Raw genomic sequence first — 13632 nt, forward strand, 5'->3', positions numbered from 1 at the left:
ACCTACTGAAACGACTTTCGATGCCATCACCACTAAAAAGCACTGACCACTCATCAACTAAGCATTGCAATCGTCATTTAATTTCCATTAATATTTGGTATTAAAAAAGTGTCGTCACTTACAATCACGACACTCATTATTAAGCTAATATATCTGTCTGCAATCCAATAAAAATCGTCAAAATCAACAAATCGGCCGAGCCACCTAAACTATAGTTATGGTCGACAAAAATCTGATTCAATTCGCGTAAAAACGCCATTCCAGCTTCACTGCGGCTTCCCCCTAAATCGAAGTAGCGGTGTGCTTGGTCGTGGACCCAGTCAATGACGTGTGGGTCGTGTGCCCGTTTTACCAGATTGGTATCGACCGTCGCCTGGACAATCGCCATCAGTGTGTCTAATAACCGCTGATTAATCGTGCCACGACTACGTCTCAATGCGGGTAGTGCCACTTGCATCACGGTCGGATAACCCGCCTCGGCTTCACCACGAATTCCCTTGATGCCATATGTTAAGTATTGACGTTCTCCAGCAGTTAAGGTCGTTGGATCCTTCGTGTTTAATTCATTAAAATCATTTGCCGTTAACCCCGCCAGCATCGTGCGCACAATCGTTGCTAAGTCGACGTCGGGGTGCTGCAACTGATACGCCGCCGCTGTCACTAGCACGCCCAGTGAGAACACCGCCCCTTTATGGGTATTCACGCCCTTGGTCGCCGCAAACATGGTTTGTTCCGCTTGAACACCACTGCCCCGAATTTGCTTGAACAAACCCGTCAAATCGACAGCCGTATACGCGACGCCCGCCGCTGCACAAGCATTAAAGTAGGGGGCTAGACTCAAAGCACTATCAATAAACATAAAAGCGTTCATGTCTGGATGGGGACCCGCCGACAACGGGTCGACCAGCCCGGGCTTAGGGTTGACCGTCACTTCGTATAAAAGCGCTCGTAGCGCATGATTGACAATTATCTTCGTATCCACTATTTCTCCACCATTTCATCCTTAGTCTAACAACGATGATGTGCCTGGGTCACTTTCAGTCTTGATTAAGCGTGACCACAACCAACATTCAGTTACCATTACTTATATTTCCATCATAACTGATACTAGTCAATTTTTGTCATTTTTCTTTGTATTCTTTTGTCGACTGCTGTTCAAGCATCTTCTGAACGTGTAAGCTAGAGCTAATCAAAGTTATTCCTAAGGAGGACCCTGTCATGATACCTAGTCAGCATTTTCAATCCACTCCAACCGTCCAATTTGACTTATTAACATACATGATTGGTAGTTACCACTACAACTGGCATCCGCAAATCGAACTCTTATGGTTATTGCAAGGTACCGTCGAAGTGAATGTTGACGGGACTCGCCATCAATTACACGCAAATGACCTCATCTTGATCAATGCCAATCGCGGCCATGCCACCTTTGCCTTGACCCCAGAATGTATCGCGCTCCGTTTACATATTCTGCCCGACTTCTACACTAATCAGGGCATCGACCTCAGTTCAGGTGCTTTTCTACTCAACAGCGTGACGACGCCCCAACACCGTGACTACCAAACGATTCGCCAAATCCTGGCACAACTCTATCTAGGATTACATCAGCAGGACTGGCCAATTTTTGACTTGAACGCCCTGTACTTTCAATTGACGAACCTGCTACATCACGATTTCTTTGATACTGGAATCACGATGACTTACCCCCAACCCAAGACGCAGAGTTCACTAAACCGGGTCATTGATTACATTAACCAGGCTTACGATCGACCAATTACCTTAAACGAAGCGGCAAAAATCAGTCACTATTCACCAGCCTATCTCTCACGCATCTTCAAAGCGGAACTCGGCCTGAATTTTTACGAATATCTAACCCGCTGCCGACTACAACACGCCATCTACGATCTGGAAAACCCAACCACAAGGGTCGCCGATCTAGCTTTAGCCAATGGGTTTCAGGAGGTCAAGTCCTTTAATCTAATGTTTAAGAAGCATTTTGGTCAGACACCTTCCAGTTACCGTCAACACTTGTCACACGGGCAGCGTCCTGAATATGACCAGTTCAAGCAACCGCTCACTCCCACACAAACTACCATTGTCCAAAAGCAACTCAAGCACTGGGCCCAACTCACAAGTACTGATCAACTCAGTGCTTGTGAAAGTTGCATGTATAAACTACATTTTCAAGAATATCAGGCGCTCAAACAAAAAATCGCGCAATTAAAAACACTGCTCAATCAATAATTAACGGCATAACAATTTTTGTGATTACGAACAACTGAACTTACCGATATTTTGATCAAATATTGGGTCATACCAAGGTACGATGGCATCACTCGTCAGAAGGCCTTGGTATTTTTTTGTCATTTTTAACCGGCTACCTGTCCGCTTACCATCACTTTCACAATCTGATACCTGGCATAACTTGGCGAGTAGCGGTTAGTTTTGTATCACACAGTTACTTACAATGTAGCTGTAAATTGATAGGAGGAAACCAGCTATGGATACAATGACATACGACTATACCGAACCAACGTTATCAACTAAGGGCCAACGGATGCGCGACATTTTGGCCGATTATATTGCACTCATCAGTCATCGACTACCAGATGATGTGACTGCCAAACTCGAAGAACTCAGTAAGATCGAAGTCGATCCACTCCAAAAGCTCGTCTACGACACGATGATGGAAAACCAATTACTTGCCAATAAACTTAAACGCCCAAGTTGCCAAGATACCGGTGCATTACAATTCTTCATTAAATGCGGCGCGCAGTTCCCACTATTAGGCGAACTCAATCAAATTTTGAAAGACGCCGTTTATCGTGGGACAAAAAAAGCGCCACTCCGACATAATGCTGTTCAGACATTTGACGAATACAATACCGGTATGAACATTGGTGACGGCATCCCCTCGATTTTTCTGCAAGTTGATGGTAATGGCACTGACATCTCAATGTACGTGTACATGGCCGGCGGTGGCTGCACATTACCCGGGGCTGCCAAAGTCCTGATGCCTGGTGAAGGTTACGAAGGCGTCGTCCGTTTCGTGATGGATCGCATGACGAGCTACGGCATTAACGCTTGCCCACCTTTACTCGTCGGTGTCGGCGTCGCCACATCCGTTGAAACGGCTGCGCTTAATTCTAAATTAGCTTTAATGCGGCGCGTCGATAGTGAAAATCCAAACGCTAATGCTGCCAAACTCGAACACTTATTAGAAGACGGCATCAATCACATTGGCCTGGGACCACAGGGGTTTGGCGGTCAAAAGTCAGTAATGGGTGTCAATGTCGAGAATACCGCCCGACACCCATCAACAATTGGCGTCGCTGTTAGTACCGGCTGCTGGTCACACCGGCGCGGACTTATCAACTTTGACGCAGATCTAAACTATGACTTACCACTGAACAAAGGAGTCGAATTATCATGAAAACTTACCACTTAACCACCCCAATTTCTGATGACGATATTAAGGACATTCGTATCGGCGACATCGTCTACTTGAATGGCTCACTAACAACCTGTCGGGACGTTGCCCATCGGCGGCTCGTCGAAGAACATCGTCCCCTACCCGTTAACGTGACAGACCGAGCAATTCTCCACGCTGGCCCGATCATTAAAGATCTCGGCCATGACAAGTACGAAATGATCGCAGTCGGGCCAACGACTAGTATGCGGATGGAAAAATTTGAAGAAGAATTCGTAAAACAAACCCGTGTCAAACTAATCGTTGGTAAAGGCGGCATGGGACCGGGAACCGAACGGGCCTGCAAGAAATATCACGCCTTACACCTCGTCTACCCCGCTGGCAATGCTGTTTATGCCGCCCTGCACGTCAATAAGATTGTTGATGCCCAGTGGAAAGACCTCGGAATGCCCGAAACACTCTGGGCGTGTGAGGTCAAAGACTTCGGTCCGTTAATTGTCTCCATCGATACGAATGGCGACAACTTGTTTGAAAAGAACAAGGTCATCTTCAACGAACGTAAAGAAGCTGAGATTAAAAAAATCAACGAACAAGTTAAATTCATTAAATAACCGACCATTAACAGCCTAAGCGGATCACCCTGCTTAGGCTGTTGGTCTAAAGGAGTCTTTCTCATGATTAGTATGGATACACAATCTACTTTAAAAACCCAAGCTTTAGCCGCTCTGAGTACCGTGATCGATCCTGAACTTGGTGTGAACATTGTTGACCTCGGTTTGATCTACGATGTTGCTTACGATGCTGACCTAAAGCTCTGCACCGTTACCATGACACTGACCATCATGGGCTGTCCACTGACAGGCTATTTGAATGACCATATCAAAAGCGCATTAATGACCGTCGCGGGTATCGATCAGGTACTCATCAACCTTGTCTGGGAACCGACCTGGTCGCTTGATAAAATGTCACGGGCAGCAAAAATGACATTAGGGTTGCATTAATTCTAATTTAGAAATCGTGTCCGGATTAGCATCATTTGCTGACTAGTTTCAGCAGTCACCGTGAGACGATTTTAACGTTTGACTAGAAAGGTGGTCGTTTTCGATGACCAAATTACAATCCGTCAACTACCAGCAACTTACATGGCCGCTGATAATTGGTTTGATTATTTGGCTGAGCGCGCCATTTCGTCCCGCGGGGCTCAGTCTATTAGCATGGCACATGCTGGCTCTCTTTGTTGGCACTATCATTGGTTGCATTACCCAGCCGTTACCTATTGCCGGTGTCGCAATTATTGGTCTCACACTTGGTGTCTTACTTGGTGTTACCTCGATGACGGATGCCATGGCCGGCTTTGGTGATAACACGGTTTGGATGATTGCAATGGCTTACTTCCTATCACGAGGCTTCGTAAAAACGGGGCTAGGGCGACGAGTCGCGCTGGTCTTCGTCAAATTATTTGGTAAAAAGGCCCTTGGATTAGCCTACGCGCTGATTGGTGTCGATCTCGTCACTAGTCCGGCCACGCCTAGCAATACCGCCCGCGCCGGTGGAATCGTCTTCCCAATTATTGAATCTTTAGCTAAAGCATACGGCTCTGACCCACAAAACGGTACGCAGCGTAAGGTTGGTAGTTTTCTCATTATGTCAGCTTTCCATGGTAATATTGCCACCAGTGGCTTATTCATGACCGCGATGGCACCAAATCTCGTTGCCGTGGCCTTGGCCCAAGCAATGCAGATTCACATCACATGGATGGACTGGTTACTCGCCGCTCTATTACCTGGTCTTATTTGCTTAATTAGCGTTCCAGCTATTATTTATTGGCTCTATCCGCCAGAAATTAAGGATACACCCAACGCGCATGCGTGGGCTGCCAACGAACTTGAGCAGATGGGGGCCATGACTTTGGCCGAAAAACTCATGGGCGGTATTTTTATGTTGGCCCTCTTTCTTTGGATCTCAGCTAGTCTCACTGGGCTAGACGCGACCTTAGTGGCCTTCATAGCCGTCACTTTGCTCTTATTAACCGGTGTATTATCCGTTGACGACTTATTACATGAAACTGGGGCTTGGAACACACTCGTTTGGTTTTCAATTCTTATTTTTATGGCTGGCAAACTGAACAGTCTTGGCTTTATTCCATGGCTTTCACAAACTATGGGCCAGGCCCTGCAAGGAATCAGTTGGCTATGGGTCTTGGCAGCTTTGATGCTCGTTTACTTTTACAGCCACTACCTGTTTGCCGGCGCCACTGCTCACGTCTCCGCCATGTACGGCGCCTTCTTGGGTGTGGCAATTTCAGCCGGCGCCCCCCCAATGCTAGCAGCCCTACTATTAGGCTTTGACGGTGCCATTTTCAGTTCGACCACCCATTACGCCAACGGTCCCGCCTCGATTATGTTCGGATCAGGTTACATAACGCAGTCCGAATGGTGGCGTCTGAATCTGTGCCTTGGTGGTTTCTATCTATTAGTATGGGGCGTTGGTGGCACACTCTGGATGAAACTTTTAGGCTATTGGTAAGCTAGTTGTTTTTCAACTATACCATTTGACAGGTTCAGACACTCATTCACGTATTTCCCGACTCCGGGCTGAGTGCCCATTTCTGGGGGAAGGACGATCTAGCCGAGCAAGTTTACGCAAATCAGAACTTTTGCCGGTGACCCTAAACTGGCTTTTTAAACTCAAGACTGGCATATTTTAATGCATGCTTCATGAAAATTAACGCGCACAATGTGAACTTACTCCTGACTAACGACTTGATCATACAAACATCACGCCCTAACCAATAACAATCGGCTTTCCAACTATTACTTGGAAAGCCGATTGTTAATCTACCATGTAAGTCCATCAGAACCTGGACGTCAAAAGTTCTGATGCTCCCTCAAATTTTCAGATCCCACCCGGCTAACCGTCATGTGTCGAACTGAAGCATATTGTAAACTTACGTCTAATCACGACACCGACCACAAGTCACCCATCCAAGTCGCCAAGTCCGTGACCGCTATGGGATACAGGTGGGGTTGCCCAACCGCCGATAAGTAGACCCAGGTCAGCGCTGTACCGTGCACTTTTTTGTCGTGTTGCATCACTGCGGCCACGGCTTGCGGCGCTATCGGCGGTAATTCCGTGGGCAACCTACCGCCATTAAGCGTGCCTTGAGCGTCGACGTTAAACTAGTCGGCGCTAACCCATGTGCTGCAAACAACCGACAAACCTGTACTAGACCAATCGCTACCGCTTCCCCATGCATTAGTTGACCGTCAGCCAATAGTTCGACTGCGTGACCAATCGTATGACCAAAATTCAATAATTGCCGCTGACCCTGTTCATGTTCATCCGCCATAACGACGCGCGCTTTGAACGCCACACTAGCTGCAATTAAATCTGGTGCTGCTGGTAAAATCGCTGCCACACTGGTAATTTGTTGCAAGGATTGCCAAAAATCACCGCCAACTAATGCTGCGCACTTAACGATTTCGCCATAACCTTCTGCGAGCATCCGCGGCGGTAACGTCACCAGAATTGCCGGATCAATGACGACTAAATCTGGTTGGTAAAAACTGCCCACTAAGTTTTTGCCAGTTGGTAAGTCAATCGCGGTCTTACCGCCCACCGAACTATCGACTTGCGCTAATAATGATGTCGGTACTTGAATCAAGGCAATACCGCGCATATAAATCGAAGCGACAAACCCTGCTAAGTCACCAACCACCCCGCCACCAAGAGCGATGACACCGTCACTGCGGCTAAAATGGGCGGCACTCAGCTGATCGATTAACGACTGGACTTGTGACCAACTTTTGCTCGCCTCACCGGCTGGAACCGTCATCACACGCACCTTGAATCCAGCCGCCGTCAGTTCATCAGTTACCAGCTTCGCATAGTACGGGCCCACATTGGTATCCGTTACCACCGCTACTTGACGGGCACACCATACCTTAGTTACCAACGTTCCTAGATGATGTAAACTGTCAATCATGATCTTGATCTGATACTGTTTAACTCGCGTCTTGACTTCAATGTTTGTCATAGGCACATCCTACGCCCACGTTTGCATCAGGTCATGTAACTGGAAAGCCTGTTGCGCCATTTTTAAGTACGTCGCGGGTTTTAACGCTTGCGGCCCATCGGATAAAGCTTGCGTTGGCTGGTCATGAATTTCAACGATCATGCCACTGGCGCCAGCTGCTACACCTGCCATCGCCATCGGGGTCACGAGTTCCCAGGTACCGACCGCGTGACTCGGATCAACGATGACTGGGTAATGTGTCAACGATTGCAAGACTGGCACTGCACCTAAGTCAAACGTGTTGCGTGTGTACTTATTATCAAACGTTCGAATTCCCCGCTCCAAAAGCATGATCTGATGATTACCACCAGCTGCAATGTATTCAGCTGCATTGAGCACATCGTCGATTGTTGCCGACATTCCTCGCTTTAATGCAACCGGAATTTGGGTCTGTCCAACGGCTTTAAGCAACGAGAAATTTTGCATATTGCGTGCACCAATTTGAAAAATATCCGTGTATTTCGCCACCATCGCCACGTGTTCATCATCCATCACTTCGGTAATCATATCAAGGCCATGTTTATCAGCCGCCGTCCGTAAGTATTGGAGTCCCGTCTCCCCGAGGCCTTGGAAGCTGTAAGGGGACGTCCGTGGCTTGAATGCTCCGCCACGAACAATCGTCGCACCACCCTGCTTGGCAACCGCGGCCATCTGGTCCACGTGTTCAGCGCTTTCGACTGAACACGGGCCAGCCATCATGACGAATTGATTACCGCCAATCACACTGTGTGGCGTCTTAATAATCGTATCTTCTGGGTGAAAGAGACGGCTGCTTTGGACCGCTGCGGGAACTGCCGTCAAGATTGATTCACTGGCTGCTTGCACATCCGTGGGAAGTGCTTCTGGACGCAATCCTTGAATTGCAATTCGATTATTGTGCGTGAAGATCTCGTGATCCGCACCAAATTGACTCACTAACTTTGCCTGCATGGCCGTAGCGGTTGCTGGTTTTAATATAATAATCATAATAATTTCCTCCTACTAATCAATTCTCAAAAGTTAAGGCCTAAGCCCGCGCCGTAATCGGCGGAGTCGCTTGAATGCTGGCTAACATATCTTGGCGGACCTGTTGAACTGGCATCTGCTTACCAGTCCAAAACTCAAAAGCCAAGGCACCTTGCCAAATTAACATCCCCAAGCCATTATATGTGGCGCACCCCTGCTGACGCGCTAAGCGCAAAAAAGTCGTTTCAAGCGGTTGGTAAATCACATCATAGACCGTCTGTTGTGGGACTAATTGCTGGATAATTGAGATTGGTAATGGCGTTCCAGCAGTCGTCATGCCGATATTGGTCGCGTTAATGATCAAATCGCTGGTACGAGCAACTTGCTGCATCCGTACTTGGTCTTCATAGGCACAGAGCCGGAGTGGTACCGAAGTCGTGGTACTGAGTTGCTCCAACCAGTGCTGAACACCGGCGTAGCGTTCGTTGTTGCGTTTAAAGACCGTTACACTCGCGACACCATAATCTAAAGCCGCCGCAATGATTGCCTTACCTGCGCCTCCCGCGCCTAAAACCATGACGTGCTTATCAACCAAGTTCAGACCTTGATGTAAGAGATCCTGAAAAACTCCAGCGCCGTCCGTGCTGTCACCAATCAGCTTGCCAGCTTCATTCTTAATCGTATTGACCGCTTGAATCCGTTGCGCTCGCACTGTCAAACCATCTAGTAGCGGTATAACGGCTTGTTTGAATGGCATTGAAAGGTTCACCCCCGCGATACCCATGCTACGAATTCCAGCAAGCGTATCAGCCAATCCATCCGGTGCCACATCAAACGCCAAGTAGCGCGCATTTAGCCCCCAGTAGTCAAAACTCAAATTATGCATTCGCGGTGAGCGACTGTGCCGCGCGGGGTGCGCGATAAATCCAAAGAGTGCCGTTTGTCCATCAATCATGCTTTAACTAACTTCCTTTCTAAATGACTCGCAATTGTTGACCAAGATCCACGTGCGTTTGTTGATACGTCCGCACTAGGTCTGCTACCGTGAACTGGTTAGCGGCTAATACTTGGTCGGCCGCTCCACTGGCGCCAAAGTGGTCCAAGCCTAGTACCGCCCCATCTAACCCAACGTAACGTTCCCAGCCAGATGTTGCGCCCATTTCGACTGCAACTCGCCGCCGAATTTGAGGTGGCAAGACCTGAGCTTGGTAATTCGTTGATTGGCGCGCAAAGTTTTCCATCGACGGCATTGAAACGACACTGACATCTTCACCTAACGTAGCTAGTTTCGCCTGGGCCTGAAGAGCTAAAGCAACTTCTGACCCGCTTGCAATCAAGATTCCCATTGGCTGGCGGCCACGCTGCGGTGAGAGAACATAACCGCCACGAGCCACACCAGTCATGGCCTTAGTCTTAGATCCGGATAGCACTGCCAAATTCTGACGGGTCAAGACGAGCACGGTTGGATGATCCGTCGCGTTGATGGCTTGCCACCAAGCTGCGACCGTTTCATTTGGGTCAGCGGGCCGGATCACCGTTAGATTCGGAATCAATCGTAAACTCATTAGCTGTTCAATTGGCTGATGAGTCGGACCGTCCTCGCCGACTGCAATCGAGTCATGCGTGAAAACGTAAGTGACTGGTAACTTCATCATCGCCGCCAATCGAATAGCCGCACGCGTGTAATCGGAAAAGACAAGGAAGGTGCCACCAAAGACCCGCAAGCCACCGTGTAAAGTCATCCCATTCAAAATGGTGCCCATACCAAACTCCCGGACACCAAAGGCAACGTTGCGCTGATCCGGGGTCACCGGAGTCGACAATTGATCCTGCTCAATGGTCGTTTTATTCGAACTGGCTAAATCAGCCGCGCCCCCGACTAATCCTGGTAACTGAGCGGCTAGCTTCTGAATGACGGTATGACTCGTGATCCGCGAAGCTTGGGCGCCTTCATCAAAGATCGGTAAACTGGTGGCTAAGTCAACTGGCAGACGCATACTGAGCTGTTGTTCGAAACGGTGTTGCACGGCTTGTGGTAAAGCCTCTCGTTGTGACTGCCACCGGCGATGTGTACGCTGACCACGTTGCAAGATTAGTTGCTGTGCGCGTTTAGCAACGGCCGGCATCACCGTAAATGGCGCGGCTTGCCACCCTAATTGTTGCCGCAAACTAGTTAAACCGGCCGTTCCCAACGGATTGCCATGCACCGCATTCGTACCCGCTTGTGGTGCGCCAAATCCAATCGTCGTTTTAACAGCGATCAGGCTTGGACGTGAACTGTGTTTGGCACGCTCAATGGCGGCATTAATCGCCGTTAAATCATTGCCATCACCTACCGTTTGTGTATCCCAACCATAACTAGCGAAGCGCTGGTTCACATCGGTACGAAACGACCGGCTGGTGGGGCCATCAAGCGAAACAGCGTTATCGTCGTACAATACAATTAATTTTTGCAATTGTTGATTACCGGCAAAGCTGGCAGCTTCGTGGGAGACACCTTCCATCAAATCACCATCACCGACTAACGCATAAGTATAGTGATCCACCAACTGCGGTGACTCGGAGAACTGAGCCGCTAGTTGCCGTTCAGCCAGGGCCATGCCCACCGCCATCCCTAATCCCTGTCCCAGTGGACCGGTCGTGGCTTCCACACCATCCACGATTCCCAGTTCAGGGTGGCCTGGCGTATGACTGCCGAATTGACGAAAACGTTGTAACTCGCCCATTGTCACGTTGAAGCCACTCACATGTAGCAGACTGTACAACAACGCCGACCCGTGTCCGGCTGATAAGACAAAGCGATCGCGATTAGCCCATTGAGACTGCTGTGGATCGACCCGTAATTGTCGGCTCCACAGTGCCCACATCATTGGAGCCGCGCCGAGTGGCAATCCTGGATGACCAGAACCGGCCCGTTCAATCATTTCCGCACTCAGTACTCGTAGATTATTCACCGCTAATTCATCAATTTCATCAAATGCTTGCATTAACTTCGCTCCCTCTCATTTTGGCTAATAAAAAAGACTCACAGTTACACCAACTGTGAGTCCACTAATTCTTCGCAGGGTGCCCGAAAAACACCGCTACTCAGAAGTAGAAAAGTCACACAGTGGTTGTTCACAACACTGATATGACTTTTCCATAAATTTTAATCATTCCAAAATTTACTGGTCACATCCGTTGCGAGGGCGTGCCTCGCAGTGGATGCCAAGGCACTAAGTAAACCAGTAATAATAATACGAATTCAATTGTAAATTGGTATTAATCGTCATGATTAAAATCTCCTTAATTTATAATGTGTATTTGATGACTTAAAATATACGGCTAATCAATAGAATTGTCAAATGGTTTTTGCAAACTTTTTCTATTAATCAACAAAAACATGTTGGTCCACCCTCGATTTGCTAGTCGTCATCATCCTCGCTAACTGCTAATAAATACTGGTAAATCAGCAAGTTTGCGTGTCAAATCATTTTACAGATATTAAAATGGTTCCCTGCCACTTTCTGAAAATATTTTTAGCCAGTAGCTTGCACTGACTTAACTTATAATCCACCGCCAGGCAAATCATTAAAGTCTAAAAGCCGCACTCCAACGCTAAATTTCTCACAACGAACGACTGACAAACGGTCATTTTCGATTACAATTTCAACAATGTTCCGTATGCTTTAGCAACTAACCTTAGCCGCTCGTCAGTTGTCTGAACTGCCATCTATTCCCAACCAGCTAGCTGGTCTTCACCACCGCACATAATCGTGATAACCAAAAATAGTGTCGCCAGCATCCAGAGCAGATTCCAGCCACACTATCATCAGTTTATGTGATCCCCATTTTAGTCACAATAATTGCCGCAACTACACCAAACTACGCTTTCAAGGCTGCGGGGACTGCCACTCCAAATTCAGCACCAACTTGCTGCATTTCCGTCAACGTCTGTGGATCAATACTGACGCCCTGCACCAAATTTTCATCATAGTGCCGGTATTCCCGGTCACCTGGTATCATGATCTTAGTACCTGGTAGATGCTTCAAATGCCGAATACGGTCAAACATAGTCGTCACGTTGGCCTTCAACACCTCGGGATCGCCAAATAAGGCGGGATTAATCGTCATGAAGAACTGACTAAAGTCATGCTTACCGGTGTTCGTATCAGCCGACAGCGACCCTTGCGCTAAAATTCCCGTGAGTAACTCAATAATTAGTGAGTTGCCAAAGCCTTTGTAATTTGAATTGACTTCCTGCTGGCCACCTAGGGTCAGGACCCCACCACCAGGACGATTCTCAGAAAACGCAATTTTAGCCAAGTTATCCTCCACCGTCTGCGCATCATGCAAGACTTGACGATGCTCATCAACCGCCCAATCACCCGGAATCTGTGCACCTTTTTTGGCCAGCACTTGAATCTTCCCGCTTGAAACCACCGCAGTCGCGCCGTCAAAAACGAAAGGATGCGGGTCGGCTGGAAAAGTAAAAGCTAATGCGTTGGAACCCAAAAAAGCTTCTGTCGCATTCGTCGGCACCACCAACGGCCGCGTATTAGTCGTTGAAATACCGATCAAACCCGCTTTGCAAGCCATGCGCGAATAATAGCCCGCCGTTCCAAAGTGATTCGAATTGCGGATAACCGCTAATGAAACACCGAGTTGCTTAGTCTTTTCAATCAGTTTATTCATCGTAAACGCCGACGCAATCTGGCCCATGCTCTGGTTCGCATCGATCAATAGACTGGTAGGTGTTTCATTCAAAATCTTCGGTTGATTCGTCGGTTCCAAGGTATGATCCTTGATCATCCGCGTATACCAAGCCAGCCGCTGGATACCATGTGATGAGATTCCACGTAAATCTGCATCGACCAGGGTGTCTGCCAGCAGTGCCCCATCCTTGGCACTAAACCGTTGGGCCTTAAAAACTGCTTCTAAAAATTGTCGTTCCGTTTCCGCACTAATTCGCATCGTTATATTTTCCTCCGTTTTTGACAGCCAGCACTCGCCTAACTTGGCGAGCACCGGGATATCACACTTTATTCAGATTGCTAAACAGCTTGAACACGTTCATTATCCGATTCCTAATTAGAAAATTCAATGTTTTATGTAAATGTAATTAAAAACAGATGTGTAAAACGTTAATTTTTCAATTATGCCCCACTCAGTTTCTTTCCTTAACTAACCTTTCACTATCCGC

At 47.9% G+C, this 13632-nt stretch carries 10 protein-coding genes and 1 pseudogene; 5 read left to right on the forward strand and 6 right to left on the reverse strand.

The genetic code is table 11. The features are described from left to right. Nucleotides 1–139: 139 nt before the first annotated feature. Complete coding sequence (locus tag E5260_RS10970) at nt 140–982, reverse strand: triphosphoribosyl-dephospho-CoA synthase (RefSeq protein WP_003641293.1); 843 nt, start codon at nt 980–982, stop codon at nt 140–142. 236 nt (nt 983–1218) lie between these two features. Between E5260_RS10970 and E5260_RS10975 the strand changes: the two genes are divergently transcribed. From E5260_RS10975 to E5260_RS10995, 5 genes are all read left to right on the forward strand, one after another. After that, a complete protein-coding gene (locus E5260_RS10975; protein ID WP_003641292.1) occupies nt 1219–2244 on the forward strand; it encodes a helix-turn-helix transcriptional regulator in 1026 nt (341 codons plus the stop codon). A gap of 256 nt (nt 2245–2500) precedes the next feature. Beyond that, complete coding sequence (gene ttdA / locus E5260_RS10980) at nt 2501–3433, forward strand: L(+)-tartrate dehydratase subunit alpha (RefSeq protein ID WP_003641291.1); 933 nt, start codon at nt 2501–2503, stop codon at nt 3431–3433. After that, complete coding sequence (gene ttdB / locus E5260_RS10985; protein WP_003641290.1) at nt 3430–4041, forward strand: L(+)-tartrate dehydratase subunit beta; 612 nt, start codon at nt 3430–3432, stop codon at nt 4039–4041. Before ttdA ends, ttdB begins: the two co-directional genes overlap by 4 nt. Nucleotides 4042–4104: 63 nt before the next feature. Then, nucleotides 4105–4431, forward strand: a complete 327-nt coding sequence (locus E5260_RS10990; protein WP_003641289.1) for a metal-sulfur cluster assembly factor — start codon at nt 4105–4107, stop codon at nt 4429–4431. 103 nt (nt 4432–4534) lie between these two features. Continuing rightward, entirely contained in the window at nt 4535–5956 is a 1422-nt protein-coding gene (locus E5260_RS10995) for a DASS family sodium-coupled anion symporter (protein WP_003641288.1), read from the forward strand. Between the two features lie 431 nt (nt 5957–6387). On the opposite strand, the pseudogene aroB reads toward E5260_RS10995, so the two are convergent. The 5 genes and pseudogenes from aroB to E5260_RS11020 form a co-directional block, all read right to left on the reverse strand. Further along, nucleotides 6388–7466: pseudogene (gene aroB / locus E5260_RS11000) on the reverse strand (3-dehydroquinate synthase). A 9-nt stretch (nt 7467–7475) separates the two neighbouring features. Next, nucleotides 7476–8471 (reverse strand): 3-deoxy-7-phosphoheptulonate synthase, encoded by a 996-nt coding sequence (gene aroF / locus E5260_RS11005; protein WP_003641285.1) that lies wholly within the window; start codon nt 8469–8471, stop codon nt 7476–7478. Between the two features lie 40 nt (nt 8472–8511). Further along, nucleotides 8512–9405 carry a shikimate dehydrogenase gene (gene aroE / locus E5260_RS11010; RefSeq protein WP_003641284.1) on the reverse strand — a complete coding sequence of 298 codons (894 nt, stop codon included), beginning with the start codon at nt 9403–9405 and terminating at the stop codon, nt 8512–8514. A gap of 19 nt (nt 9406–9424) precedes the next feature. Next, entirely contained in the window at nt 9425–11437 is a 2013-nt protein-coding gene (tkt, locus tag E5260_RS11015) for a transketolase (protein ID WP_003641283.1), read from the reverse strand. Nucleotides 11438–12314: 877 nt separating this feature from the next. Further along, nucleotides 12315–13403 (reverse strand): Ldh family oxidoreductase, encoded by a 1089-nt coding sequence (locus tag E5260_RS11020; RefSeq protein WP_003644099.1) that lies wholly within the window; start codon nt 13401–13403, stop codon nt 12315–12317. Between the last annotated feature and the right edge of the window lie 229 nt (nt 13404–13632).

Origin of the sequence: Lactiplantibacillus plantarum (assembly GCF_014131735.1) — a bacterium.
In the GTDB taxonomy this organism is placed as follows: Bacteria; Bacillota; Bacilli; order Lactobacillales; family Lactobacillaceae; genus Lactiplantibacillus; species Lactiplantibacillus plantarum.